26 protein-coding genes are annotated in these 24,551 nt (G+C 75.1%); 8 read left to right on the top strand and 18 right to left on the bottom strand.

Annotation, left to right across the window (positions count from 1 at the left end; genetic code table 11):
- Nucleotides 1-19 precede the first annotated feature (19 nt).
- Nucleotides 20-1,186 carry a low temperature requirement protein A gene (locus ACLJN9_RS00215; protein ID WP_410808892.1) on the top strand — a complete coding sequence of 389 codons (1,167 nt, stop codon included), beginning with the start codon at nt 20-22 and terminating at the stop codon, nt 1,184-1,186.
- Nucleotides 1,187-1,252: 66 nt separating this feature from the next.
- On the opposite strand, the gene ACLJN9_RS00210 is transcribed toward ACLJN9_RS00215, so the two are convergent.
- The 8 genes from ACLJN9_RS00210 to ACLJN9_RS00175 form a co-directional block, all read right to left on the bottom strand.
- A complete protein-coding gene (locus tag ACLJN9_RS00210) occupies nt 1,253-1,825 on the bottom strand; it encodes a nucleosidase (RefSeq protein ID WP_410808890.1) in 573 nt (190 codons plus the stop codon).
- Nucleotides 1,826-1,868: 43 nt separating this feature from the next.
- Entirely contained in the window at nt 1,869-2,447 is a 579-nt protein-coding gene (locus tag ACLJN9_RS00205; protein ID WP_410808888.1) for a hypothetical protein, read from the bottom strand.
- Nucleotides 2,448-2,468: 21 nt separating this feature from the next.
- Entirely contained in the window at nt 2,469-3,662 is a 1,194-nt protein-coding gene (locus ACLJN9_RS00200; protein WP_410808886.1) for an ABC transporter permease, read from the bottom strand.
- Entirely contained in the window at nt 3,659-4,405 is a 747-nt protein-coding gene (locus ACLJN9_RS00195) for an ABC transporter ATP-binding protein (protein ID WP_410808884.1), read from the bottom strand. Before ACLJN9_RS00195 ends, ACLJN9_RS00200 begins: the two co-directional genes overlap by 4 nt.
- Nucleotides 4,402-5,676 (bottom strand): efflux RND transporter periplasmic adaptor subunit, encoded by a 1,275-nt coding sequence (locus ACLJN9_RS00190; protein WP_410808882.1) that lies wholly within the window; start codon nt 5,674-5,676, stop codon nt 4,402-4,404. Before ACLJN9_RS00190 ends, ACLJN9_RS00195 begins: the two co-directional genes overlap by 4 nt.
- 46 nt (nt 5,677-5,722) lie before the next feature.
- Nucleotides 5,723-7,357 (bottom strand): sensor histidine kinase, encoded by a 1,635-nt coding sequence (locus tag ACLJN9_RS00185; protein ID WP_410808880.1) that lies wholly within the window; start codon nt 7,355-7,357, stop codon nt 5,723-5,725.
- Between the two features lie 14 nt (nt 7,358-7,371).
- Nucleotides 7,372-8,061, bottom strand: a complete 690-nt coding sequence (locus ACLJN9_RS00180) for a response regulator transcription factor (protein WP_410809505.1) — start codon at nt 8,059-8,061, stop codon at nt 7,372-7,374.
- A 139-nt stretch (nt 8,062-8,200) separates the two neighbouring features.
- On the bottom strand, nt 8,201-9,487 hold the full coding sequence (locus tag ACLJN9_RS00175) for an efflux RND transporter periplasmic adaptor subunit (RefSeq protein ID WP_410808878.1): 1,287 nt from the start codon (nt 9,485-9,487) through the stop codon (nt 8,201-8,203).
- 203 nt (nt 9,488-9,690) lie between these two features.
- Between ACLJN9_RS00175 and ACLJN9_RS00170 the strand changes: the two genes are divergently transcribed.
- Both ACLJN9_RS00170 and ACLJN9_RS00165 read left to right on the top strand, forming a co-directional pair.
- On the top strand, nt 9,691-10,293 hold the full coding sequence (locus tag ACLJN9_RS00170) for a hypothetical protein (RefSeq protein ID WP_410808876.1): 603 nt from the start codon (nt 9,691-9,693) through the stop codon (nt 10,291-10,293).
- 143 nt (nt 10,294-10,436) lie between these two features.
- Nucleotides 10,437-10,868, top strand: coding sequence for a Rieske (2Fe-2S) protein (locus ACLJN9_RS00165; RefSeq protein ID WP_410808874.1), 432 nt, complete (start codon nt 10,437-10,439; stop codon nt 10,866-10,868).
- 7 nt (nt 10,869-10,875) lie between these two features.
- Here the strand turns inward: ACLJN9_RS00165 and ACLJN9_RS00160 are convergent, their stop codons facing one another.
- Complete coding sequence (locus ACLJN9_RS00160) at nt 10,876-11,067, bottom strand: hypothetical protein (RefSeq protein ID WP_410808872.1); 192 nt, start codon at nt 11,065-11,067, stop codon at nt 10,876-10,878.
- Nucleotides 11,068-11,456: 389 nt separating this feature from the next.
- On the opposite strand from ACLJN9_RS00160, the gene ACLJN9_RS00155 reads away from it, so the two are divergent.
- Together ACLJN9_RS00155 and ACLJN9_RS00150 are read left to right on the top strand one after the other, a co-directional pair.
- Nucleotides 11,457-12,149 (top strand): response regulator transcription factor, encoded by a 693-nt coding sequence (locus tag ACLJN9_RS00155; protein ID WP_410808871.1) that lies wholly within the window; start codon nt 11,457-11,459, stop codon nt 12,147-12,149.
- Nucleotides 12,142-13,161, top strand: coding sequence for a sensor histidine kinase (locus ACLJN9_RS00150; protein ID WP_410808869.1), 1,020 nt, complete (start codon nt 12,142-12,144; stop codon nt 13,159-13,161). Before ACLJN9_RS00155 ends, ACLJN9_RS00150 begins: the two co-directional genes overlap by 8 nt.
- Before the next feature lie 35 nt (nt 13,162-13,196).
- Here ACLJN9_RS00150 and ACLJN9_RS00145 read toward each other — a convergent pair whose 3' ends face one another.
- The 3 genes from ACLJN9_RS00145 to ACLJN9_RS00135 are packed head-to-tail and all read right to left on the bottom strand — an operon-like array spanning nt 13,197 to nt 15,255.
- Nucleotides 13,197-13,907 (bottom strand): class I SAM-dependent methyltransferase, encoded by a 711-nt coding sequence (locus ACLJN9_RS00145; protein ID WP_410808868.1) that lies wholly within the window; start codon nt 13,905-13,907, stop codon nt 13,197-13,199.
- Nucleotides 13,904-14,584: a DUF2064 domain-containing protein gene (locus ACLJN9_RS00140; protein ID WP_410808866.1), complete on the bottom strand. Its 681-nt coding sequence runs from the start codon at nt 14,582-14,584 to the stop codon at nt 13,904-13,906. The genes ACLJN9_RS00145 and ACLJN9_RS00140 overlap by 4 nt, the downstream gene beginning before the upstream one ends.
- Entirely contained in the window at nt 14,581-15,255 is a 675-nt protein-coding gene (locus tag ACLJN9_RS00135; protein ID WP_410808864.1) for a glycosyltransferase family 2 protein, read from the bottom strand. The genes ACLJN9_RS00140 and ACLJN9_RS00135 overlap by 4 nt, the downstream gene beginning before the upstream one ends.
- A 145-nt stretch (nt 15,256-15,400) precedes the next feature.
- On the opposite strand from ACLJN9_RS00135, the gene ACLJN9_RS00130 reads away from it, so the two are divergent.
- The gene (locus tag ACLJN9_RS00130; RefSeq protein ID WP_410808862.1) at nt 15,401-16,885 is read left to right on the top strand and encodes a hypothetical protein; all 1,485 of its coding nucleotides are present in this window, start codon (nt 15,401-15,403) and stop codon (nt 16,883-16,885) included.
- A gap of 260 nt (nt 16,886-17,145) precedes the next feature.
- Here ACLJN9_RS00130 and ACLJN9_RS00125 read toward each other — a convergent pair whose 3' ends face one another.
- Nucleotides 17,146-18,210 (bottom strand): NAD-dependent epimerase/dehydratase family protein, encoded by a 1,065-nt coding sequence (locus ACLJN9_RS00125; protein WP_410808860.1) that lies wholly within the window; start codon nt 18,208-18,210, stop codon nt 17,146-17,148.
- Nucleotides 18,211-18,392: 182 nt separating this feature from the next.
- Between ACLJN9_RS00125 and ACLJN9_RS00120 the strand changes: the two genes are divergently transcribed.
- Both ACLJN9_RS00120 and ACLJN9_RS00115 read left to right on the top strand, forming a co-directional pair.
- Nucleotides 18,393-19,754 (top strand): molybdopterin-dependent oxidoreductase, encoded by a 1,362-nt coding sequence (locus ACLJN9_RS00120; RefSeq protein WP_410808858.1) that lies wholly within the window; start codon nt 18,393-18,395, stop codon nt 19,752-19,754.
- Nucleotides 19,747-20,256 (top strand): hypothetical protein, encoded by a 510-nt coding sequence (locus ACLJN9_RS00115; protein WP_410808856.1) that lies wholly within the window; start codon nt 19,747-19,749, stop codon nt 20,254-20,256. Before ACLJN9_RS00120 ends, ACLJN9_RS00115 begins: the two co-directional genes overlap by 8 nt.
- Here ACLJN9_RS00115 and ACLJN9_RS00110 read toward each other — a convergent pair.
- The 5 genes from ACLJN9_RS00110 to ACLJN9_RS00090 all read right to left on the bottom strand — a co-directional run bounded on the left by ACLJN9_RS00110 (nt 20,217) and on the right by ACLJN9_RS00090 (nt 24,542).
- Nucleotides 20,217-20,924 carry a RibD family protein gene (locus tag ACLJN9_RS00110; protein ID WP_410808854.1) on the bottom strand — a complete coding sequence of 236 codons (708 nt, stop codon included), beginning with the start codon at nt 20,922-20,924 and terminating at the stop codon, nt 20,217-20,219. The genes ACLJN9_RS00115 and ACLJN9_RS00110 overlap by 40 nt on opposite strands.
- The gene (locus ACLJN9_RS00105; protein ID WP_410808852.1) at nt 20,921-21,604 is read right to left on the bottom strand and encodes a GTP cyclohydrolase II; all 684 of its coding nucleotides are present in this window, start codon (nt 21,602-21,604) and stop codon (nt 20,921-20,923) included. The genes ACLJN9_RS00110 and ACLJN9_RS00105 overlap by 4 nt, the downstream gene beginning before the upstream one ends.
- 58 nt (nt 21,605-21,662) lie before the next feature.
- The gene (locus tag ACLJN9_RS00100) at nt 21,663-22,601 is read right to left on the bottom strand and encodes a lysylphosphatidylglycerol synthase transmembrane domain-containing protein (protein ID WP_410808850.1); all 939 of its coding nucleotides are present in this window, start codon (nt 22,599-22,601) and stop codon (nt 21,663-21,665) included.
- A gap of 64 nt (nt 22,602-22,665) precedes the next feature.
- Nucleotides 22,666-23,484, bottom strand: coding sequence for a class I SAM-dependent methyltransferase (locus ACLJN9_RS00095; protein WP_410808848.1), 819 nt, complete (start codon nt 23,482-23,484; stop codon nt 22,666-22,668).
- Complete coding sequence (locus tag ACLJN9_RS00090) at nt 23,481-24,542, bottom strand: glycosyltransferase family 4 protein (protein WP_410808847.1); 1,062 nt, start codon at nt 24,540-24,542, stop codon at nt 23,481-23,483. Before ACLJN9_RS00090 ends, ACLJN9_RS00095 begins: the two co-directional genes overlap by 4 nt.
- Nucleotides 24,543-24,551: the final 9 nt, after the last annotated feature.

Here is a 24,551-nt window from a genome sequence, read left to right as displayed (position 1 = left end):
CGCGGTGGGAGGGCCGGGCATGACGACCGCAGGCGCCGCCGAGCTGGTGCGCCGGCCGGAAGGATCGACCCGGGCCACGCTGCTGGAGCTGCTCTTCGACGTGGTCTTCGTGGCCGCCCTCGCACTGACGTCGATGCTGCTGGCACGGCGGGACACCTGGACCGGCGCCGGGCAGGTCCTGCTCATGCTGGCGGCGATCTGGTGGACCTGGTCGATCACCACGACCACCACCGACTTCTACGACCCGGACCGTCGGCCGATCCAGGCCATCCTCATGGTCACCATGCTCGGCGCAGTGGGAATGGCGGCCGCGCTGCCGCTGGCCTCCAACGAGCACGCCCTGGTCTTCGCCGTGGCGTACGTGACCCCGCACCTGGTGCGGGGAATCGTGCTGATCAGCGTGTTGCACCGGCACCGACACCGAGCCCAGGAACGGGCGGCCCGCTTCCTCTTCTGGTTCCTCGTCTCCGGGGTCTTCTGGATCACCGGCGCGCTGCTCGGCGGCTCCCTGCACTGGGCCTTCTGGATCATCGCGGTGGTCGTCGACTACGTCTCCTCCGCCGCGCGCTACCCGACGCCGTGGCTGGGCCGCGTGCCGGTCGAGCAGTACGAGAAGACCGCCGAACACCTGGCCGAGCGGTACCAGCAGTTCCTCATCCTGGCCCTCGGCGACATCATCCTGGTGCCCACCCTGGAAATCAGCACCGCGGACTTCACCCGGGCCCGACTGGGCGCCTTCCTGACCGCCTTCGTCACCATGCTGCTGCTCTGGCAGATGTACGTCTTCAGGGCCGGCGCCTTCCGGCGGCCGACGTCGGCGCGGGAACTGGGGGTGGCGGCCCGGCTGGGGCCGTACACCCATGTGGTGATGGTGACCGGCGTCGTCGCCACGGCCGCCGGCGTCGACCTGGTCATCGCCCACCCCACCGGGGAGACCTCCCCGCGCTGGGTCGCGCTGATCTTCGGCGGCCCGGCGGTGTTCCTCATCGGGCGGGGCCTCTTCACCTACCTGATCGCCGGCAGGCTGCCGCTGCACCGGGTCGGTTGGCTGGTGCTGCTGCCGCTGGGGTTCTGGGCCGTCACCTGGCCCCCGGTGCTGGTCAGTACCGTCGCCGTGCTGGTGCTGGCCGCGATCGCGGCCGCTGACGCGCTGCCCCGGGAGCCGACGGCCCGTCCACGGCGCTGACCGGTGGGTGCGACGTCCGGTTCGCGGCGGCGGGCACCTCGAACGTCGCGACACGACCGGCCCGGGTCAGCCGAGGTGGTGTCCGGCCCAGTCGGCGAGGTCCCGGGCGCAGGCGTCCACCGACTCCCGCCAGGTGCGGGCCGCGCCCTCCCCCGCCTCGTCGCTGACCTGCTTGACCAGCCGACACGGCACACCGGCCTGGCTGGCCGCCCAGGCCACCGCGTACCCCTCCATGTCGACCAGGTCGGCGCGTTGCGCCAGGCGCTCCCGTGCGTCGTCGTCGGCCACGAACGTGTCGCCGGTGGCCAGTACCGCACCCGCGACGGCCAGGGTCAGCGGCGCACCGTAGGTCTGACCGGTGAGGGTGCGCAGCAGCGCGGTGTCCAGGTCGTGCTGCAGCACGGTGGCGATCTCGTGGATGCCGGTCCAGCCGGGACGCAGCGCACCCGCCGTGCCCAGGTTCAGCACCAGCAGCGGTCGCGGGCCGGCGGCCAGCACGGCCGCCACGGCGCTGGCGGCGTTCACCTTGCCCATGCCGGTGAGCAGCACCGGCAGCTCCGACGGCAGGTGCAGGGCCTCCTCCTCGACCGCGAGCACCACCAGCGGCCGATCGGCGCGAACCGTACCCCGAAGAATCACCGCAGCATCGTACGGGCGCCGTCCGTGACGGTCACCGCCCGCCTCAGCCGCCGGCGGTGACCGTGGTGGCGGTCACCGTGCCGTCGGTGGCCGGTCCGCCCTGCACGGTCACGCTCTGGCCGGCCTTGAGCGCACTGAGCTTGCTGGCCTTGGCGGTGCGGACGGCGGTGTCGTCGGTGGTGCGGACGGTGATCACGGTGCCGTCGGCGGTCTCCAGGTAGAGCGTGCCGCCGTCGACCAGCTTGACCTTTCCGCTGGTGCTGGCCGGCGCCGCCGCTCCGCCGGTCGCGCCCGCGTCGGCCCGCCCGGCGCCGTTCTGGCCGGCGCCGTTCTGGCCGCGTCCGGCCGCTCCCGGGAAGGCGGTGGGGAAACCACCGGGGAAGGTGCCGGTGCGCCCGGCGGCGGCCGTCGGCTCGCCCCAGCGCTGCTGCACCTGCAGGCCGCTCAGGAAACCGGCGAGCACCAGCACCAGCGCGCCGAGAACCGGAGTGGCCCGGTTCCACCAGCGGCGCGGTGCCGCCGCCGCCAGCGCGGCGGTGAGGTCGGTGTCGTTGGCGTTCGGTGCCGGGGAGCGTGGGGAATCGTCGACCCGGTCGAAGAGAACGGTGTCGCTGCTGTCCATGTCGGATCCTCGCATGTCGGCCTACTCGTAGCGCAGGGCATCGATGGGTCGCAGCCGGGCCGCCCGGGCCGCCGGCAGACCGCCGAAGAAGAGGCCGATGGCGACGGACACCCCGAGGGCGAGCGCGACCGAACTGGGCACGATGACGGGGTGGACCCCGACGATGGTGAACCGGGCGCCGACCAACGCCGCGGCCACGCCCAGCGCCCCGCCCAGCAGGCTCAGCAGGGTCGCCTCGACCAGGAACTGGGTGAGCACGCTGCGCCGGCGGGCGCCGAGGGCCTTACGGATGCCGATCTCCCGGGTTCGCTCGGTCACGGTCACCAGCATGATGTTGGTGATGCCGATGCCGCCGACCAGCAGGCTGATGGCGGCCACCGCGCCGAGCAGCACCGTGAACGTCTCGGCGGTGTCGCTGGACGTCTGGAGCAGCTGCGCCGCGTTCTGGATCCGGTAGGGGGTGGTGCCCGACGTCGACGTCGGCAGGCGCTGGGCCAGCACGGTGGAGACCTGCCCCTGCGCCGCCGTCACCCGGTCCGTGTTCACCGCCTGGACCACGATCGAGCTGAGCGGACCGTACCCGGTGAGCACCTCGCGGACCGCGCGCAGCGGCGCGACGGCCGTGTCGTTGGCGTCCTGGAACCCGGTGGACGACTTCGGCGCCAGCACCCCGACCACGGTGAAGAGGGCACCGCCCACGGTGACCTGCCGGCCCACCGGGTCCACACCGGCGAACAGCTCGTCGGCCACCGTCCGGCCGAGCACCACCACCCGGCGGCCCTGCGCCTCGTCGTCGGCGGTGAACGCCGCGCCGCTGGCGACCGGTGAGTTGGCCGCCGTGAACCAGCTGGGCCGGGTGCCGACGAACTGTGACACCGCGTGGTCGGTGCCGTCGTGGGTGACGGTCGTGCTGGTCGTGGCCAGCGGGGTCACCGACCGGACGTCCGGCGCGAGCACCGGGTCGGCGAGCGCGTCGGCGACCTGGAGGGTGAGCCCGCCGCTGCCGGCACCCCGGTTGGTGCCGGTCACGGTCAACGTGTTGGTACCCAACGCCTCGATCCGGCCGGTGATCGCCTGGGCGGAGCCGTTGCCGACCGCGACCAGCAGGATCACCGCGGCCACGCCGATCAGGATGCCCAGCATCGTCAGCGCCGAGCGCAGCCTGTTGGCGGCCACGCCGCGCAGCGCGAACCGGACCGTCTCGGTGATGCTCACCGGGGTACCCCCACCGCTGCGTGCCGCCCGGTCGGGCGCTGTCGGACGTCGGAGTGGACCTGGCCGTCGAAGAGCCGGATCAACCGCCCGGCCCGTGCGCCGACCTCCGGCTCGTGCGTGATCAGCACGATCGTGCGGCCGGCCGCGTTGAGCTGGTCCAACACGGCCAGGATGTCGTCGGTGGACCGGCTGTCCAGGTTGCCGGTCGGCTCGTCGGCCAGCACCAGCGCCGGCTCGGTCACCAGCGCCCGGGCCACGGCGACCCGCTGCTGCTGCCCGCCGGAGAGCTGGTTGGGGTGGTGGCCGGCCCGGTCGGCCAGCCCGACCGCGTCCAACGCGGCAAGCGCACGCCGCCGCCGCGCACCCGCCCGCACCCCGGCGTACGCCAGGGGCAGCTCCACGTTGGCCAGCGCGCTGGTCCGCGGAATCAGGTTGAACGCCTGGAAGACGAAGCCGATGAGCCGGTTGCGGACCAGCGCGAGCTGACGGTCGGCGAGCCGGCCGACGTCGACGCCGTCGAGCAGGTACCGCCCGCCGCTCGGCACGTCCAGGCAGCCGAGGATGTTCATCAGGGTGGACTTGCCGGAGCCGGAGGAACCCATGATCGCGACATAGTCGCCGGCGGCGACGTCCAGGGACACCCCGCGCAGGGCGTGCACCGCGGCCGTGCCCTCGCCGTACACCTTGGTCAGTTCGCGGACGTCGAGGACCGGGTGGCGCGGCGGGGTGCGGGGGGCCGTCACCGGGTTCCGGTCCCGCCGCGCGTGCCGCCGCCGGGGAAACCGCCACCGCCGGGGAGGCCACCGCCGCCCCGGAAGTTGCCGCCCGGGAAGTTGCCGCCCGGGAAGCCACCGCCGCCGGTGCTGCCGGTGGTGGTGCCCGTCGGCAACACCACCCGCTCGCCCTCGGTCAGCCCGGACGTGACCTCGTACGCCTGGTCGCCGGCAAGACCGACGGCCACCCGCCGGGTCTCCTGCCCCGCCCCGGTCACCACCGTGGCGCTCCGCCGGTCGCCACTGCCACTGATCGCGGCCGAGTTGACCAGCAGGACGTCCCGGGCGGTGCCGGTGACCACGGTGACGCGCACCGTCTGCCCCGGCCTGGCCCCGGCGGGGAGCTGGTCGACGCTGACGGTGACGCCGTAGGTGACCACGTTGTTGGCGGTGGTGGCCTGCGGGTCGACCGCGACCACCTTGCCGTCGGCCTGGGCGCCCTCCAGAGCGTTCCAGGTGACGGTGGCGGCCTGGCCGTCCTTGAGCCGGGTGGCGTCGGCCTCGGCGAAGCCCGCGGTGACCTGGAGCTTCGTCAGGTCGGCCACCTCGACGAACCCGCTGGAGGAGCCGGAGCCGGTGGAGGAGGAGCCATTGCCGCCCTGCTGCCCGCCGGTGGCACCGCCGCTGGATCCGCCGCCGTTCGACCCGCCGCCGTTCGACCCGCCGCCCGAGGTGCTGCCGGCGGACCCGCCGGAGGAACTGCCCACCGTGCCGTGCACGGCGACCACGGTGCCCGCCATCGGCGCGGTCAGTCGGGTGCCGGTCACCGCCGCCTGCGCCTCGTCCACCGCCAGGTCGGCCTGGGTCACGGAGTTCTGCGCCGACGAGGTGTCCGACCCGGCCTTCTCGGCCCGGTCCAGGGCATCCTGGGCGGCCGTCCGGTTCGCCTTCGCCACGTCGAGGTCGCGCTGCGCGGCGGCCGGGTCGACGGTGGCCAGCAGTTGCCCCTTCTTCACCCGATCCCCGACCTTGATCGAGACGCCGGTGACGGTGCCCGCGGTGGCGAAGCTGGCGCTGGCCGTCGACGCGCTCTGCACCGAGCCGTCGGCGGAGACGCTGGCGGTCACGGTGCCCCGGGACACCGCGACGGTCCGGGTGCCGGTCGACCGGCCGGCCTGCGCCGAGGAGTCACCGCGCACCGACAGCCAGGCCCAGACGCCGCCTCCGGCAAGCAGCAGGACCAGGGCGGCGTTGACCGCGACGGGGGGCCGGCGCAGGCTGGCCGGCAGGCGCACTCGCATGCCGGCCAGCCTCGCCGGCACGGCTGGGAGGATCTTCGACGCCAGCTCAGAGCTGGCTCGGAATCTCCCCCGGGGCGTCGAGCGCCCCGGCGCCGTCGCGTGCCGAGCTCGCCGGGCGGGCCGCCGGCGGGTCGCTGGGCGGGGAAGCCGGATCCCCGGGTACGGCGGGCAACAGCACCCGGAACGTGGTGCCCGCGCCCGAGGAGCCGGTGTCCAGCTCGATCCAGCCGCCATGGGCGTGCACGATCGACGCGGCGATGGACAGGCCCAGCCCGGAGCCGCCGCCGTTGCCCCGGCCCCGGCTCGGGTCGGCGCGATAGAGCCGCTCGAAGACCCGGGCGGCGTGCTCGGCCGGGATGCCCGGTCCCTCGTCGTGTACCTCGAGCACGGCCAGACCCTCGGCGGTCGGGCCGGAGACCGGCGCGGAGCGGATCACCGCGCCGGGCGGGGCGGTGGTGAGCCGGCCGACGCGTACCGTCACGCGGACGCCGGGCCCGGTGTGCTGCAGAGCGTTACCGACCAGATTGGCGGCGACCTGACGCAGGCGGTGCTCGTCGCCCCGCACGACCGGCGGGTCGAAGGTCGTGTCGTGCTCGTCGAGTGTGCTGAGCCGGACCGCCCGGCCGGGGGTCCGCGCGTGGGCGTCCCGGATGGTGTCGGCGGCGATCTCCAGCAGGTCCACCGGGCTCAGCGCGGGAGCGCGCCGCCGGTCCAGTCGGGCGAGCAGGAGCAGGTCCTCCACCAGCACACCCATCCGGGCCGCCTCGTTCTCGATCCGGCTCATCGTCTCGTCCAGCAGCGGGCCGGCCGGCGAGCCACCACGCCGGTACAGCTCGGCGAAGCCCCGGATCGAGGTGAGCGGGGTCCGCAACTCGTGGGAGGCGTCCGCCACGAACTGCCGCAGCCGCCGCTCGGAGGCCGCCCGGGCGGTCATCTCCGTACCGATCCGATCGAGCATGAGGTTGACCGCGGCGCCGAGACGCCCCGGCTCGGTGTGCCGGTCGGTGTCGTCGACCCGTCGGGTCAGATCACCGCCGGTGATGCCGGCGACAACCCGCTCCATCCGGGTCAGCGGCCGCAGCCCGAGCCGGACCACCGAGGCGGCCAGCAGGCCCAGTCCGAGCAGCACCCCGCCGGTGACCGCGACGTCGATGAGCAGCAGCCGGTCGGCCGTCTGGGTCACCTCGGCCAGGGACGCGCCCACCACCACCACCGCGCCGGTCTCCCCCACCGGCGCGGCGTAGAGCCGCCAGTTCGCCCCGCCGTTCCCGCCGGGCAGGGTGTACGGACGGCCGGCGCGGGCCCGGGCGACCACGTCGGGAAATGGTCCCGGATCGGGTGCCGCGGCGCTGGGCGCGCTGCTCCGGTCGGCGTCCCGGGTGCCGTCGGCACGGTAGAGCAGGACCATCTGGTCGGGCCCGAGCCGGGCGAACCGGCTGACCGGCCCCGGCACCGAGGCCGGATGTGGCGACGGGCTGGCGGAGGCGAGGGCCGAGCCCGCCCGTGGCCCGCTGGCGAACGGACGGACCTGCGCGCCGAGCTGGTCGTCGACCCGGTCCACCAGGTAGCTGCGCAGCAGGAGCAGCCCCGCGGTGTTGGCCCCGAGCAGCGCCAGCGTGGCGAGCGCCCCCACCACCAGCACCAGCCGGGAGCGCAGCGTCCAGTGCGCCCACGGGCGCACCCCGGGCAGCCTGCTCACTCGTCGCCGCGCGGCAACCGCAGCGTGTACCCGACACCCCGCACGGTGTGGATCAGCGGCGGATCGACCCGGTCGACCTTGCGCCGCAGGTAGTAGACGTACGACTCGACGATCCGCCCGTCGCCGCCGAAGTCGTAGTTCCAGACCCGGTCCAGGATCTGCGCCTTGCTCACCACCCGGCCGGCGTTGACCAGCAGGTAGCGCAGCAGCCGGAACTCGGTCGGCGACAGGTCGATCGGCCGGCCGCCCCGGCGTACCTCGTGCGCGTCGTCGTCGAGCTCCAGGTCGGCGTGGCGCAGCTGCCGCGCGTTGGGGGTCGGTGGCAGCTCCGCCCGGGTACGCCGCAGGATCGCCCGGATCCGCAGCACCACCTCCTCCAGGCTGAACGGCTTGGCCACGTAGTCGTCCGCGCCGGCCACCAGCCCGGCGACCCGATCCTCGACGGTGTCCCGGGCGGTGAGGAAGAGCACCGGCACCGGCCGGCCGGCGGCGCGCAGCCGGCGGGCCACCTCGAAGCCGTCCAGGTCGGGCAGCATCACGTCGAGCACGACGAGGTCCGGGGTGAACTCGTCGACGGCGGCCAACGCGGCCCGGCCGGACCCGGCCACCCGCACGTCGTAGTTGACCAGCCGCAGCGTGGCGGCGAGCAGCGTGCAGATGTTGGGCTCGTCGTCGACCACGAGCAGACGGCCGGCGCCGGGACCGCCGTCGACGGTGGAGGTGGAGGATGAGCCGACCGTGGCCGGACGCAGGATGTCGGTGTGCACCCGGACTGCGTACCGGACCGGGCTCGACGTTGGCTGTGACAAACCTGTGGTTCCGCTGTCACCAGGTGCGCAGCACGAGGTCACCCGCGGTGAGGCCGGACGTTATCTCGGTGTACTGACCGCCGCGCAGCCCCACGCTGACGCTGCGGGCCGGTCCGCCGTCGGCCGGCTGCACCGTGCCGGTGCGGTCCACACCGTCGTGCACGGCGGTCGACGGCACCCGCAGCGCGTCCGGCACCGCACCGGTCCGGACCGTCACCCCGGCGCTCTGCCCGACGAGCAGGTTTCCCGGTGCGGTGGTGAAGGACAGCACCACGCCGTAGCGGACCATCGCGCCGTCGACGGCGCCCACCGGGTCGACCTGCACCACGGTCGCCGCGAACGTCTGCTCGGGCCGGTCGGCCAGGGTCAGCGTGGCGCTCTGCCCGACCGCCACCGCGCCGGCGTCGGCTTCCGGAAAGGTGGCCGCGACCTGCATGGCGTACGTGTCGGCCAGGGTGATGAACGCGCCGCCGCGGGTGACCCGACTGCCCACCGGCCCGGCTGTCGAGAGCACGGTGCCGGCGATCGGGGCGGTGATGGTGGCGCCGTCGAGTGCTTCCCGAGCCTCGGTGAGCGTGGCCTCGGCCTGGTTGACCCGGCGCTGTGCGTCCAGGATCGGGTCGGTGCCCGTACCCCGACCGGGGTTTCCGGCGCCCGCGACGCAGCCGGCACGGCCGGACGCGGTTGGCGTCCCGGGTGCGCCGGTGCGGGGCGGCGCGGACGACGGGCGGCCGGATGCCGTGGGTGGCGTGCCGGAACCCGTTCCGGGGCGCGGGGTGGGGCTGGTGGAGGGCACGCCGGTGCCCGGCGTCGCGCTCGGCGTGCCGGCGGGCTCGGGCGAGTGCCAGGCCACCGGGCGTACGCCAGCGCCGGCCGGGCAGCTCGCCGGCGGTTGGTCGGCGGCCTTGCGGGCATCGGCCAGCGTGTCCCGTGCGTCGGCCAGGTCGTCCGCCGCCTTCCGCACCGTCACCTGCGCGCCGGCGGTGTCGGCGTCGGTGAGCCCGGCGAGCCGCTGCCCCGCCTTCACCACGCTTCCCGGCCGTACGGCGATGCTCTGCACGGTGCCGGCGACGGTGAAGCCGAGGCTGCGGGTCGTGGCCGGCTGGACGGTGCCGGACGTGGCCACCTCGACCGCGACCGGCCCCCGGTCGGCCGCGACCGTCACCGGACGCGCTGGCGGGTCGGCCGCGTCCGCGGTCCAGGCCCGCACACCGGCGACGCCGAGCAGCAGCACACCCGCGGCGCCGGCCGCCACCCACCGCACCTGGCGGGTACGCCAGCGTCGTCCCAGGCCGATCCCCATGGTCGGGGAGTCTGCGCACCGCGCCTCGCGGCCGGCTCGACCCCAGCTCAGAGTTCGCTCGGAACGGGCCCGCGAAGCCCCTGGGACTGACGCGGCCCGCGACAGCCCTGGGACCTCTGAGGCAACTCCGAGGCTGGTCCGAGGCGCCGACGAGGTCGGGCCGGTTGCCTGAGCAGGTCCCGGAGCAGGCTTGAGGAGCACCCGTGCCGTTGACTGGAAGGCGCCGCCGGCTGGCGGCCGTACTGATCGCCGCCTCGTCCGTGCTGCTGTTGGCGGCCTGTGGCGGCGGCTCGGCCGACAGCCCCGCGTCGAGCGGGGCGGGCGGGGCCGGGAACGGGTTCGCCGCGTACCAGACCTGCCTGCGCGACAACGGGGTGACGCTGCCGACGATGAACCCGTCCCGCTTCCCCGGCGGCACGGCCCGGCCGTCCGGGTTCCCGACCGCCAGGCCGTCGGGCTTTCCGACCGCGCGGCCGTCCGGGAGCGCCCACCCGTCCCGTGGCGCTGGACGAGGGGGCTTTTCCGGCGGCGGGCGGCCGGAGGGGGTGGACGAGCAGACCTGGCAGAAGGCACAGCAGGCGTGCGCGTCGGTCCGGCCCAGCGGCCGACCGGACGGCTTCCGAGGCCCGGGCGCCTCCGGCGCACCGGGTGCCGGGCCGGGCGGGTCGGGCGACGGGCGGGCCACGGCGTACCGCACCTGCCTCAGCAACCGCGGCCTGGATCCGGACCGGCTCGACAGCGGCGACCCGAAGACCACGCAGGCGCTGGCCGCCTGCGCGGTGCTGAGCCCGTCCCCGAGCAACTGAGCACCACCAACCGGTCGCGTCCAGCCAACGTCCAGCCCGGTCGCATCGCAGGTTCAGCGACCTCGGGCAGTCTGGTGCGACGAGCCGCCGCCGACGGTCGTGCAGTCCGTCGGCTCCGGGCCGCCGACCGGGAGGTGACGAGGGTGTACGACGGGCAGGAGTTCCTCCGCGACAACCGCTGGTGTCTGAGCCGGCGCACACTGCTGGCCGGGGCCGGCGCGGTCGGTGCCGCCGGGCTGCTCGGCGCGTGCGGCGACGGCGACGCCCCGGCCGACGCTGCGGCGGCCACGTCGGGCACCGTGCTGGCCCGTACCGCCGACGTCCCGGTGGGCGGCGGCACCGTGGTTGCCGGGGTGCTGGTCGTGCAGCCCACCGCCGGCGTCTTCCAGGCGTACGACGCGGCCTGCCCGCACCAGGGCGTGCAGATCGCCGCGCCTCGCGACGGGGTGAGCACCTGCCCCGCGCACAACTCCACGTTCGCCGTCGCCGACGGCGCCCGACTCGGTGGCCCGGCCACCCGTGGGCTCACCGAGATCGCCGTCCGGGTCGACGGCACCGACATCGTCCGGGCCTGACCCGACGTCAGTCCCTGGCCAGGTGGCCGGTACGCCCTTCGCCAACCGCCTCCGCGACCAGCCTGAGCGCCTCCGCCGGCCCCACCTGCTCCAGCACCCGTTCGTTGATCAGAAGACGAACCTCATCGGTGACCTGCGCGAACGACACGCAGACGTCCACGTCGTCGCCGTACACCCAGAGATCCAGGCAGCTGGGCACGCCAGCCACGTCCCGCAGATCGAACTCGACCTCGTTCGAGACCAGAGGGCCTAGTCGCGCTGCGAATTCATCAGCACGCCGACGGACTTCCGTCATGTCGCCACCACTTTCAGATACGACAAGCCACTGGACGTGGTAGGTCGGGGCCTTTGCCGAGAACAACAGCCCACCCAGGAGACCCGTCCCGAGCAACAGCGATGATCGCCGTGGACCGACGTAGGTGCGGGGGTTGGAAAACTTCGCTCACCAACAACCCGACCAGCCGAAGCTGGTCACAGTCTGAGGAGTCCACCAGACTCGGGGCGGTTCAATGACGTAAGAGGATCGCAAGATCTTCGAAGCCGTGGGCCGGCATCGGCGCTGGCTAGGCTGGCCCGGGGAGGTGGCCGGTGACGCAGCGGGTGCTCGTGGTGGACGACGACCGGACCGTCAGCGACGTCGTCTGCCGCTATCTGGAGCACGCCGGCTACCACGTGAGTCACGTCGGGGACGGGCTGGCCGCGCTGGATGCGGTGCGGGACCGCGCGCCGCACCTGGTGGTGCTGGACCTGATGCTGCCCGGGATGGACGGGTTGCAGGTGTGCCGGCGGCTGCGGGAGAGACCCGACGGCGTACCCATCATCATGTTGACCGCGCGTGGCGACGAGGCCGACCGGGTGCTCGGCCTGCAACTGGGCGCGGACGACTACCTGGGTAAACCGTTCTCGCCGCGCGAGCTCGTGCTGCGGGTCGGCTCGGTGCTGCGCCGGGCCGGGGAGCCGGCGGCGCCGCCCGCCGAGTTGCTGGCCGATGCGGGGTTGGAGGTGTCCACCGGGCCCCGGATCGCCCGGCTGCGCGGCCGGGAGCTGGCTCTGACGCTGCGCGAGTTCGATCTGCTGGCGCACCTGATGCGGCACCCGACGCGGGCGTTTCGACGTACCGAGTTGCTGGAGCGGGTGTGGGGTTGGAACTTCGGCGACCAGTCGACGGTGACCGTCCACGTGCGGCGGTTGCGGGAGAAGATCGAGGACGACCCGGCAGAGCCGCGACGCATCGTCACGGTCTGGGGCGTGGGTTACCGGTACGAGCCGACCGATGCGTGACCTGGCACTGATCTTCGGGATGTCGCTGGCCGCGGCGCTCGGTGTCGGCGTGGCCGGTGCGCTGACGCTGCGGCTGCTGCGCGCCCGCTCCATCACCGTGCACGTGTGCATGCTGCTCACCGTCACCGTGGCGGCGGTGGTGGCCGGCGTGGTGGTGGTCGCCCAGGCGATGTTCCTGTCCCCGCACGACCTGCAGGTCGTGCTGCTCACCGTGGCCGCGGCGGCGGCGGTGAGTCTCGCCGTGGGCTGGTTCTTCGGGCGGCGACTGGCCACCGCCGCCGTCTGGGCCGACCAGGCCCGCGAACGTGAGCGGCGGATCGAGAAGGGCCGCCGGGACCTGGTCGCCTGGGTCTCGCACGACCTGCGGACGCCGCTGGCGGGGCTACGGGCGATGGCTGAGGCGCTGGAGGACGGGGTGGTCGCCGACGCGGCCACGGTGGCCGAGTACCACCGGCGGATCCGGGCGCAGACCGACCGGATGACCCGCCTCGTCGACGACCTGTTCGAGCTGTCCCGGATCAACGCGGGAGCGCTGAAGCTGTCGCTGTCGGCGGTGCCGCTCGGCGAGGTGGTCTCCGACGCGCTGGCCGGGACCGCACCTCTGGCCGAGGCCCGACGGATCCGCCTGGTGGCCGCCGAGTCGGGCTGGCCGACGGTGCTGGCCAGCGAGCCCGAGCTGGCCCGGGTGGTGGGCAACCTCCTGCTCAACGCGGTGCGCTACACCCCGAGCGACGGCACCGTACGGGTGGACGCCGGGCGTGAGAGTGACGCCGCGTGGCTGGCCGTCGCGGACACCTGCGGCGGCATCCCCGAGCACGACCTGCCCCGACTCTTCGACGTGGCGTTCCGGGGCGAGCCGGCGCGTACACCGCACCCGGGCAGCGCCGGCGAGGGCTCCGGCGGGCTGGGCCTGGCGATCGTCCGGGGGCTGGTGGAGGCGCACGGCGGCCGGGTGGACGTGCACAACGTCGCCGGTGGCTGCCGTTTCGTCGTCCGCCTCCACGCCGCCTGACCACCTGGCCACGGCGAACTGACCGGGCGGGTCGGTCAGGCCGGGCGAGGCGCCGGAGGGCGGTCGACGGTCAGCTCGACGAACCAGCGCCGACCGCGCCGGAACACCGCCCGCACGGCCAGGCCGGCGGCACCGGCGACCTGGTCCACGGCGTGCGCGTCGAGGCGGGCCCAGCGGAACGGTGGCCCGAGCCGGAGACGGCCGGCCGGGTACGCGGCGGCCACCCGGGCGTGCCCCTGCCAGAGCCCGGCGCCGGGCGGCTCCACCTCCACCAGGACCGTGCCGTCGGCGGCGAGCAGTGTCCGGCACCGGCGCAGCAGCGCGACCGGATCACCGCCGATGCCGATGTTGCCGTCGATCAGGACCGCGTGCGCCCACCGACCCTCACCGGGCAGCGGGTCGAACAGGTCGCGGCGCAGGGCGACGGCGCCCCGGGCGCGGGTCATCCGCACCGCGTGCGCCGAGACGTCCACACCCAGGGCGGTCAGACCGGCGCGGGTCAGCGCCACGGTGAGCCGGCCCGGCCCGCAGCCGAGGTCCAGCGTCGGCCCGGCGCAGCGGGCCACCAGGGCGGCCACCGCCGGCTCGGCCCGACCGTGCCAGCGGGCGATCGGGAGCCGGCTGCGAACCCCGTCGCCGTGCACCAGCCACCGAGCACCGGCGGGCCGGTCGACGAGCGCGGCGGCGAAGGCGTCCGGCGTGGCGAGGTGGGGTGGACCCGCGCCGACCGTGTCGGCCCGGTTCACGGCCACTGCCCCGGCACCAGGGCGAGTCGGACCGCGGCGACCTGCCGGGCGAACCGGCCCTCGGGCACCTCGGCCGCCACGACGAGCGCGTCGGGCCACTCGTCGACGTCGCGCAGCACCGGCAGTGCGACGGTACGCAGCCTCCGCCCGGCCAGCGCCGCCCAGGTGTCGCGCCCGGTGTCGGGCGTCGACATCGGCACTCCGCGCAGCAGTCCGCCATGCCGGGCGTCGCGCAGCCCCAGCGACCACCAGCCGCCGTCGCGGGCCCGCCCGAGCACCGCGTCCGCGGTGCCGAGCCGGCGCACCGCGGCGGCCAGCCCTGCCGCGGTCACCTGCGGGGTGTCCATGCCGATCTGGAGCACCGGCCGACCCGGGTACGCCGCCGCCACCTCGCTGTACGCGTTGGCGAGCCGGTCGCCGAGCCCGCTCCCCCGCTGTTCCAGCACCGCCCAGCCGGCCAGCGCGGCGGTCAGCCCGGCGGCGTCCTCGGCCTCGATCAGCTGGCCCGCGCAGGCCAGCACCGGCGTGACCCCGGGGGTGGCGCGCACCGCGTCCAGGGTGTCGCGCAGCGCGGCGGCGGCGATCCGGGCGGCCTGCCCGGGGGTGGCCGGCGGACAGAGGCGGGTCTTCACCGCACCGGGCACCGGCGCCTTGGCCATCACCAGCAGGACGGTCACCGGGGGCCGTCCACGGTGCGCAGCACACCGGCGAAGTCACGGGTGGCGCGCAGCGTGCCGCGTACCGAACCGGACACCTTGGAGCGGGTGCCGGCGGCCCGGGGCGCGTAGGTCACGTCCATCTCGTGGATGCGCCAGCCGGCGGCGGCGGCCCGGATCAGCAGTTCGAGGGGGTAGCCGAAGGCCCGGTCGGTGACGCCGAGGGCGAGCAGCGCGTCGCGGCGGGCCACCCGGATCGGGCTGAGGTCGCGCAGCGGTACGCCCCGGCGGCGCAGCAGCGCCGCGACCAGCGCGGTGCCGGCTCGGGCGTGCCACGGCCACACACCGGCACCGACCGGGCGCCGCCGGCCGACGCTGAGATCCGACCACCCGCCCGCCACCGGGGCGACCAGGGCGGGCAGCTCGGTCGGGTCGAACGAGCCGTCGGCGTCCAGCACGCAGACCAGCTCGCCGCCGGCGGCTTCCAGGCCGGCGTGCACGGCCGCGCCGTAACCGCGTCGGGGCTCGTGGACCACGCGGGCACCGTGTCGGGCGGCGACCTCCGGCGAACCGTCGCGCGAGCCGTTGTCCACCACGATCGCCCGGTAGCCGGGCGGCAGGGCGGCGAGCACGCCGGGCAGGGCGGCCGCCTCGTCCAGGCAGGGCAGCACCACGTCGATCTGGGTCGGCATACCGCCGACGCTAGGGCGGGACCCGGCCGGCAGAGGCCGAAATGTGCTTACCGAACCCTTACCGCCGACGCGTTTCTTACCGTACGGTGACGGGCCGCCGATTCGCCCCCCGGCGGGCCGGTTGGGGCCGTACCGTCGCGTCGTCATGACCTCGACCACCGCTCCCGCCGCCGCCCCCGGGCGTGCCGCGACCCGCCGCTGGGGTGCCGACCTGCTGGTGCTCGGGCTGGAGGGGGTGCTGCTGCTCGCGGCGGTGCTCGTCGGCGCCCTGCTCAACGCCCGCGGCGCCGACATGCACGCCGACGCCGCACCCCTGTACGCCAGCTGGCGGCCGCACCTGGGCTGGGGCAGCCCGGCCGCGGTGCTGGTCGCGGTGGCGGTGATCGGCTGGGGGGTGCGGTGGGCGCGCACCGCCCGCTGGGGTGTCGTGCTGGTCGCCGGGTGGCTTGCGGCGGTGGCCTGGACGCTGTCGCTGGCCCTGGTGGACGGCGTGACAGCGGGGTTGACCCGACGGCTCACCCCGCAGGCGGAGTACCTGTACGAGGTCCCCCGGGTCGCCGACATCCCGGCGATGCTGGCCGGGTTCAGCGGCCGGATCCTGGACTTCCAGCCCGACGCCTGGTCCACGCACACCGCCGGTCATCCGCCGGGCGCCCTGCTGATCTTCGTCTGGCTGGACCGGGTCGGCCTCGGCGGTGGGGCCTCGGCGGCGCTGGCCTGCGTCCTGGTCGGGGCCACGGTGGTGGTGTCGGTGCCGGTGACGCTGCGGGCGCTGGGTGCCGGCGACGCCGCCCGCGCGGTGCTCCCGTTCCTGGTGCTGCTGCCGGGCGCGGTGTGGGTGGGCGCGTCCGCCGACGGCATCTTCGCCGGGGTGGTCGCCGCCGGGCTGGCCCTGCTGGCGGTCCGCGGCCGGGTCGCCGCGGCGGCCGGCGGCGTGCTGCTCGGCTTCGCGCTGCACCTGTCGTACGGGTTCCTGCTGGTCGGGCTGCTGGCGCTGACCGTGCTCGCGCTGCGCCGTACGCACCGCCGCAGCGCGCTGCTGGCTGCGGCCGCCGGGGTGGCGGCCGTGACGGCGATCTTCGTGGCGGCCGGTTTCCGCTGGTGGGACGGGTACCAGTTGGTGGTCGAGCGCTACCAGCAGGGCTGGGCGGCGGACCGCCCGTACGGCTACTGGGTCTGGGCCAACCTGGCCGCCCTGCTGCTCTCCGCCGGTCCGGCGGTGGGCCCGGCGCTGCGCCGGGCGCTGGTCGCGGCCGGGTCCGAGCTGCGTCGCACGCTGCCGGTGACCGCGGGCCGCAGCTCCGTACCGTCGGCCGGCCCGGTGCCCGGCGGGCCGCGCTTCGGTCCGGGCCCGGCCGCGCGCGGGTGGCGGGCGGTCGGCCGCCTGGTCGGGCCGGCGGTACGCGCGGCCGGCCCCACGGTGCTGCTACCACTGGCCAGCGCGGTCGCCGTACTCGGCGCGGACCTGTCCGGGCTGAGCAAGGCCGAGGTGGAGCGGATCTGGCTGCCGTTCACGGTATGGCTGCTGGTGGCCGCCGCCCGACTGCCGGCCGGTTCGCGGCGCTGGTGGCTGGCCGGCCAGGCGGCCACCGCGCTCGCGGTGAACCACCTGCTCTGGACGGTCTCCTAGCCGACGCACCCGTGCCGACCGACGCACCCGTACCGGCCGAGGCCCCGTGCCCGACGGCTGCTCCGTGCCCGTCCGCTGCGGCCCCCGCGGGGCGCCACCACACATGAGCTTGATGACACTGAGGCATAAAGATGCCTAAGTGTCATCAAGCTCTTCGGCACGACCGCCGCTGCACGCATGACCTGCGACGTCGCCGCAGGCGGTGAACGCCGTCCCGTCCCGAGGGATCGGGGCCGCAACGAGGTCGCCGCGCGGGGCGGTCAGCCGGCGAGCGCGGCCGGTTCGCGCAGCGGATCGGTGGCGAAGCCGGCCACCCCGTCGGCGAAGCCGACCCGGGCGGTGTAGCCCAGCAGTTCGGTGGCCCGCCGCGGGTCGGCCACCACGTGCCGCACGTCGGCCGCGCGGGCGCCGCCGACCACCTGGGGGGCCGGTCCGCCCATGGCCTCGGCGAGGGTGTCTGCCAGCTCCCCGACGGTGTGCGGCTCGCCGGAACACACGTTGACCGGCACCAGGTCCGCCGGGGCGGGGGTGGTCAGGGCCAGCACGTTTGCCCGCGCCACGTCGGTGACATGGACGAAGTCGCGGCGCTGCCGACCGTCCTCCAGCACCCGGGGGGCCCGCCCGGCGGCCAAATCGGAGCGGAAGATCGAGGCCACGCCGGCGTACGGGGTGTCCCGAGGCATCCGCGGGCCGTAGACGTTGTGGTAGCGCAGCGCCCAGACTGCCCCGCCGGTCTGGCGGGCCCAGGCGCCGGCCAGGTGCTCCTGCGCCAGTTTCGTCGCCGCGTACGTGCTGCGCGGCTCCAGCGGGGCGTCCTCGGGCACCAGCGCCGGGTCGAGGCCGAGGCCACAGCGCGGGCAGGTCGGGTCGTACCGGCCGACCGCCACGTCCTCGGTCCGCCGGGGCGCGGGACGCACCGTGCCGTGGCCGGGGCAGGTGTAGCGACCCTCGCCGTAGACCACCATGGAGCTGGCCAGCACCAGCCGACCGACGCCGGCGCGGTGCATGGCGGCCAGCAGCACCGCCGTGCCGAAGTCGTTGTGCGTGACGTAGTCCGGCCCGTCGGAGGGGTCCAGGCCGTGCCCGACCATCGCCGCCTGGTGGCAGACCACGTCGACCCCGGTCAGCAGCCGGTCCAGCAGCGCGCCGTCGCGCACGTCACCGCGGACCACGTCGTGCCGCCGGGACCAGACCGGCAGGTCGTCCCCGCCGTGCGCCTGCGGCAACAGCGCGTCCAACGCCACCACCTCGTGTCCCTCGTCGACGAGCAGATCGCTGACCTGCGATCCGATGAACCCGGCCGCGCCGGTGAGCAGTACCCGCATGCGGGTCACGGTAGGCGGGCGGGACGTCCGGGGGGCAGGTTCGGCGTACCCGTAAGAAGTTCGCAACAGCGGAGCCGCCGGTAAGTGTTCGGTAATGCGGCAAACCCGTCCGGGGCGTACCGGCGCGTTCTAGCCTGCCCGCAGTGCACCCGCCACCGACCGGTGGCGAGGGAGGAGCAGCGGTGTCCCCCAGCAGGCCCGGTCCAACCACGGACCCGGTACCACCGGAGCCGGTGGAGTACGGCGCGCCACGCCGGTTCTGGCGTGCCCTGGACCGGCACCGGCCGCCCGGCGTCCAGGCGGTCGACCGAAGCTGGCGCAGCCCGCTGCGCGGCCCGTGGCTCACCGCCGTCTACGGGTCGGTGCTGCTGGTCGGGCTGCCCCTGGTGATCATCACCGGGCTGCTCGACTACGCCGCCTACAGCCCCCGCTTCGACCAGGCGTACCCGAGCGAGGTGGGCTGGCTGCGGCTGCCGTTCTTCGACTGGCCGAGCCGGCCGTCCTGGCTGTTCCGGGTCACCCAGGGGCTGCACGTCACGCTCGGGATCGTGCTCATCCCGGTGGTGCTGGGCAAGCTCTGGTCGGTGATCCCGAAGCTGTTCAACTGGCCGCCTGCGCGCTCACTGGCCCAGGTGCTGGAACGGCTCACCCTGCTCCTGCTGGTCGGCGGGATCCTGTTCCAGATCGCCACCGGCCTGCTCAACATCCAGTACGCGTACCTGTTCGGCTTCGACTTCTACACCGCCCACTACTTCGGTGGCTGGATCTTCATCGGCGCCTTCGTGTCGCACGTGGTGCTCAAGATGCCCCGGCTGGTCTCCGCGCTGCGGTCCCGGCCGGTCGGCGCGGAACTGCGTACGCCGGCCGCCGCGACCCGACCCGAGCCGCCCGACCCGGACGACCTGGTCGCCGGCCGGCCCGGTCCGGCGACGGTGAGCCGGCGCGGCGCGGTCGGCCTGGTCGGGGGCGGGGCGCTGCTGCTGGCGGCGCTGACGCTCGGGCAGAGCCTGGACCCGCTGCGGCGCACCGCCCTGCTGCTGCCCCGGGGACGGCGGCCGGGGCCGGGGCCGAACGGTTTCCCGATCAACCGCACGGTCGCCGCCGCCGGTGTGCGGCCCGAGGAGACCGGCGCCAGCTGGCGCTTGACCCTGCGCGGCGCCGGGCGGACGGTCACCCTGGACCGGCCCGGGCTGCTGGCCATGGCACAGCACACCGCCTCGCTGCCGATCTCCTGCGTGGAGGGCTGGTCGACCCGACAGACGTGGACCGGCGTACGGCTGCGCGACCTGGCCGCCATGGTCGGCGCCGACGATCCGGACGGCACCCGGGTGACCTCGCTGGAGAAGGGCGGGCAGTTCCGCCAGGCGGTGCTGCAGGGCAACCAGGTCCTCGACCCGGACTCCCTGCTCGCGCTGCGGGTCAACGGCGCTGATCTCTCGCCCGACCACGGCTACCCGGCGCGCGTCATCGTGCCCGCGCTGCCCGGGGTGCACTGCACCAAGTGGGTCGCCGAGATCGCCTTCGGGGAGCGGGCCGATGGGTGAGCTGGTGGGCCGGCTCCGCACCGCCTACGGCGCCGGCGCCCGGCACGCGATCGTGGTGACGCTCGCCCTCGTGCTCGCCGGCTGGGTGGCGCTGCGGCTGTCCGGGGAGGCGACCGCCGGCCGGATGCTGCTGTGGTTCGTGGGCGCGGTCATCGCGCACGACCTGGTGCTCTTTCCGGTGTACGCGGCCGCCGACCGGGCGTTGGGCGCGATCGTGCGACCCCGGACCGACGGCCGGGTCGCGCTGCTCAACCACCTCCGGGTGCCGGCGCTCGCCAGCGCGCTGCTCTTCGTGATCTTCTTCCCCGGCATCCTGCAGCTGGGCCAGACCACCTACCTGGCGGCCACCGGCCAGGACCAGCGCCCGTACCTGGCCCGATGGCTGCTGCTGACCGCTGCGCTGTTCCTGCTCAGCGCCGCGTCCTACGCCCTACGCCGTCTGGCATCCCGTCGACCCGGTGATCACCGGGGGGAGTCGCCGAAGCGCTCGGAGAGGGCGTAGCGCAGCAGCACCACGTCGCCGAGCTGCCGCACGTCGGCCACCCGCGCCCGGCTGCCCGAATGCCAGGGGAACCGGCCCTCCCCGACGAACCGTGGCGCCCGGGCGTCGCCGACGAAGAACGGGGCCACCACGAGGTGCAGCTCATCGGCGAGACCGGCGCTGAGGAACTGGCCGTGCACCGTGGCGCCGCCCTCCACCATCAGCCGCCGTATCCCGCGCGCGGCCAGGTCATCGAGTGTCCAGCCGGGATCGACCGACTCCCCGGCGTCCACAACGGTCGCCAGCCGGCCGAGCCGCTCGCGGGTCTTGTCCACCGAACCGGTGGCACAGTAGACGATCCGCTCCGCGTCGCCCGCGGTGAAGAACCGGGCGGTCGGGTCGAGGTCACCGCGGGCGGTCAGTGTGACCTTGGCGGGTGAGGGCGGCAGCCCACCGGCCAGCCGCTCGGCCCGACGTCGCGCCGAGCGGACCAGCAGCCGGGGATCGTCGAGCCGCACCGTGCCGGCGCCGACCAGGATCGCGTCGCAACTGGCCCGCACCGCGTCCACCCGGTCCAGGTCCTCGGCGTTGGACAGCAGTAGCCGCTGGTCGGACGTGTCGTCGATGTAGCCGTCGATCGACGTGGCGCAACTCAGCAGCACGTACGGCCGGGCGGACGGGCCGGTCACCGGACGACCCCTGCGCCGGGGGCACCGCCGGACGGAGTGCCGACGGCCTGCGTCTGGGCCGCCTTGGCGGCCTTCGCGGCGAGGTAGCCGGCGTTGGCCGGAGAGAGGAACAGACCGGTGGGCACCCGCTCGGCGACCGTCACGCCCAGCCGCGTCAACTGCTCGGCCTTGTCCGGGTTGTTGCTGAGCAGGCGGATCCGCGGAACGCCCAACGTGGCCAGCATCTGCGCGGCGGCGCTGTAGTCGCGCTCGTCCTCGCCCCGGCCGAGCGCCAGGTTGGCCTGGTAGGTGTCCAGGCCGGCGTCCTGCAGGGCGTACGCGTCGAGCTTGGCGTACAGGCCGATGCCGCGGCCCTCCTGGCGCAGGTAGAGCAGGAACCCGCCGGCCTCGGCGATGCGCTGCGCCGCCTCGCGCAACTGCGGCCCGCAGTCGCAGCGCTGACTGCCGAACACGTCGCCGGTCAGGCATTCGCTGTGCGGGCGGACCAGCGGTGGCTCGCCACCGGCGGCGAGCCGGTCCAGCGCCCCGGCCCAGTCACCGAGGCCGAGGGCGAGATGCTCCCGGCCGTCCACCAGGCCCTTGAAGGAGAACACCCGGGCGGTCGTGGTGAAGCCGTCGGGAAACGCCAGCGGCACCGTGACCTGCGTACGAACGGTGGCGACCGGAAGTGCTTCGCGCATGGGACTCCTCTGTCCGGCGCCACCGTCGCGCGGTGACGCGTACCGTCTCACAACCGGCTCAACAGTCGCCGGCAGAGGCGGCTTCCCGATCGGCGGCCGGAATCCGCACCCGTCGGGCGAGCAGCACAGCGGCGCCCGGCAGACTGGCCACCAGCACCAGTGCACCGTAGACGGTGGCGGTGGCGACTCCCTCGGCCGCGCTCAGACCGGCCGCGCCGAACGCCCACGCCGCCACCCCTTCGCGAGGGCCGAAGCCGGCGATGTTCAGCGGCAACCCCATGGCGAGCAGGGCCAGCAGGGTCAGGGGCAGCAGCCGGGACAGCGGGGCGTCCGAGCCGGCGGTACGCGCCGCCACCAGGAAGGTGGCCAGGTGACCGGCCACCATCACGGCGGAGGCGAGCAGCACGCCGAACCAGGTCCGGCGGGCCAGCAGCCCGGCCCGGACGTCCGCGACGGCGGCGCGCAGCCCTCGCGCCAACCGTGACCGGCCGGCGTGCGGCAGGACCCGCGCCAGCAGCACGGCCGCCAGCCCACCGGCGGCCAGCAGCGTCGCGGCGGCCGGCAGGTACGGTCGCACCGGCGACGGGAAGGCGGCCAGCACCACCACCGCGACGGCCAGCAGGACCACCTGACCGGCGGCGCGTTCCCAGACCACCGCGCGGATGCCCCGGCTCACGTCGCCGGCGTCCCGGCCGTGGCGTACGGCCCGGTGCACGTCGCCGAGCACCCCGCCGGGCAGGGTGGCGTTGAGGAACACCGCCCGGTAGCAGTGCGCCACCGCCGTCGTCAGGGGCAGCCGTACGCCCAGCCCGCCGGCCACCAGGCTCCACCGCCAGGCCGCGCAGACCGTGGTGAGCACCCCGATGAGCAGTGCCGCGGCCAGCGCCGGCGCGTCGATCAGCCGCACGCCGGCGAGGAACGGGCCGCTGCCCACCTGCCACAGCAGGACGGCGAGCAGACCCACCCCGCCGCACACTCGTGCCCAGGCCCAGAACATCGGCGCCGGTCCTCCCTGAAGATCGTCCCCTTGCCCTAGTGCACGTATCCGGGGTGCCAGCGGTTCACCCGTGGGCGAGGAGGTCCCGGTGCTCGACCAGCACGCCGAGATGTCCGGCGGCCGCCTCGGCCAGCCGCCGCTGGACGTACGCCCGGGCCGGGCCGGCCAGTTCCGGGCGCTGTTCGCACGCCGCACCCACCCAGCCCCGGAACCACTCGGCGGCCAGGTCGGCCTGGTCCGGGCCGAGCCGCCACGGGCTGTGCCGCTCGACGACCCGTACGCCCCGGCGGGCGAACGCCGAGACGGCGGCGGCCGCGGCATCCGGGCCGAGCAGTCGTCGACCGTCGACGGTCCGTCGCTGGTGGTCGTTGAACGCGGCCTCGAACTCCGGATCCAGGGGGTCCGTCGGGGTGAGCCGTACCTGGCCGGTCACCGAGAGTGCGAACAGCGTCGGACGGCCGACGCAGGCGGCCACCACCTGGTCGACCTCCTCGGCGGTCAGCATGTCCAGCAGCGCGGACGCCGTGATCAGGGTGCCGTCGGCCAGGTCGTCGGCGGTCAGGCGGGTGAGGTCGCCGTGTCGGGTGCGCACCGTGACCGGCGTTCCGTCGGCGGCGGTGACCCCGACCATGGCATCGGCGGCCCGGGACAGCAGGTCGGCGTCCCGGTCGTGCAGCACCCAGTGCTGCGGGCCCGGCAGGAGGGCCGCCAGCCAGCGGCTCATCGAGCCGGTGCCGCTGCCCAGGTCGTGGATCAGAATCGGGGCGCCACCGGCCAGAACGGGGCCCAGCACCCCCACCAGGTCCTCGGCGCGGGCCGCCGCGTCGGCGGGCTCACGCAGCCGCAGCCAGTCGGCGAACGGCAGGGTCTCCTCGATGGTCACGCGGCCACCTCCTCCAGCGCGGCGGCCAGCAGCGCGGTGGTCACCGGCCAGTCGGTCAGATTGTCCCGCCGGGCCGAGGCTGCGCGCCGCAGGCGGGCACGCAGCGTGTCGTCGCCTAACCAGCGGGTGAGCGCCGTGGCCAGCGGCGCCGGGTCGCCCGGCGGGACCAGCAGGCCGGGTCGGTCACCGTCGGGGGCGTGGCCGAGCGCCTCCGGCAGGCCGCCCACCTCGGTGCCGAGCACCGGCAGGCCGCGGGCCAGCGCCTCGGTGACGACCATGCCGTACGTCTCACCGCGCGACGGCAGCACCAGCAGGTCGGCGCCGACGTACGCGTCGTCCAGCGCCGCCCCGGTCAACGGACCGGTCATCCGGACCCGGTCGGTGAGACCGGCCTCGGTGAGCCGGTCACGCAGTCGCCGCACCAACTCCGGCTCCCGGGTCAGCGTGCCGGCGCAGACCAGCGTCCAGGGCAGCCCGGCGAGCGTGGACAGCGCGTCGACGAGGACGTCGTGGCCCTTGTGCCGGGTGACCGCCGCCACGCAGAGCAACCGGTCGCCGGCGGTGCTGCCGGGCACCGTGGGGGCGGCGGTGACGCCCGGCGGCACGGCCCGGACCCGGTCTTCGGGCAGCGGGTGGCGGGCCAGCAGCCGGCTGCGGGTCCACTCGCTGGTGGTGACGACAAGCCGGGCGGTGGCCAGCGCGTCGGCTTCGGCCTCGTCGTCCAGGGGCATGTGCACCAGGACGACCAGCCGCAGCCGGTGGGCGTGCGGCGCCAGCAGGTCCGGCACGGTCGAGGCGATCAGACCGTCGAGCAGGACCACCGCGTCGTCGGGCGAGGCCGCGAGCAGCCGGGCCAGCGCCGTACGGTCGTCCCGTTCGGGGTGCGGCCAGGCGCCGGGGACCGCGTGCTCACGCACCGACCATCCCCGCTCGCCGAGCCCTCGGCAGATCCGCCGGTCGTAGACGTTGCCGCCGCTGGGCGCGGCCGGGTCGTCGATGTCGCCGGGCAGCACGACGTGCACCGCGCGGCCGGGCGATCCCGGCCGGTCGACAGACACCGCCCGGCC

The organism is Micromonospora sp. 067-2 (assembly GCF_046549295.1).
GTDB lineage: Bacteria > Actinomycetota > Actinomycetes > Mycobacteriales > Micromonosporaceae > Micromonospora.
Note: the sequence above shows the minus strand (reverse complement) of the source record. Positions and strands in the feature narration are given on the sequence as shown.

Excerpts from the sequence above, each read along its gene's own strand:
- ACLJN9_RS00100 (WP_410808850.1), bottom strand. The coding sequence starts at position 22,601 with ATGTTCTGGGCCTGGGCACGAGTGTGCGGCGGGGTGGGTCTGCTCGCC.
- ACLJN9_RS00190 (WP_410808882.1), bottom strand. The coding sequence starts at position 5,676 with ATGCGAGTGCGCCTGCCGGCCAGCCTGCGCCGGCCCCCCGTCGCGGTC.
- ACLJN9_RS00115 (WP_410808856.1), top strand. The coding sequence starts at position 19,747 with ATGGGTGAGCTGGTGGGCCGGCTCCGCACCGCCTACGGCGCCGGCGCC.
- ACLJN9_RS00125 (WP_410808860.1), bottom strand. The coding sequence starts at position 18,210 with ATGCGGGTACTGCTCACCGGCGCGGCCGGGTTCATCGGATCGCAGGTC.
- ACLJN9_RS00175 (WP_410808878.1), bottom strand. The coding sequence starts at position 9,487 with ATGGGGATCGGCCTGGGACGACGCTGGCGTACCCGCCAGGTGCGGTGG.
- ACLJN9_RS00130 (WP_410808862.1), top strand. The coding sequence starts at position 15,401 with ATGACCTCGACCACCGCTCCCGCCGCCGCCCCCGGGCGTGCCGCGACC.
- ACLJN9_RS00215 (WP_410808892.1), top strand. The coding sequence starts at position 20 with ATGACGACCGCAGGCGCCGCCGAGCTGGTGCGCCGGCCGGAAGGATCG.
- ACLJN9_RS00105 (WP_410808852.1), bottom strand. The coding sequence starts at position 21,604 with ATGCGCGAAGCACTTCCGGTCGCCACCGTTCGTACGCAGGTCACGGTG.
- ACLJN9_RS00150 (WP_410808869.1), top strand. The coding sequence starts at position 12,142 with ATGCGTGACCTGGCACTGATCTTCGGGATGTCGCTGGCCGCGGCGCTC.
- ACLJN9_RS00135 (WP_410808864.1), bottom strand. The coding sequence starts at position 15,255 with ATGCCGACCCAGATCGACGTGGTGCTGCCCTGCCTGGACGAGGCGGCC.
- ACLJN9_RS00205 (WP_410808888.1), bottom strand. The coding sequence starts at position 2,447 with ATGGACAGCAGCGACACCGTTCTCTTCGACCGGGTCGACGATTCCCCA.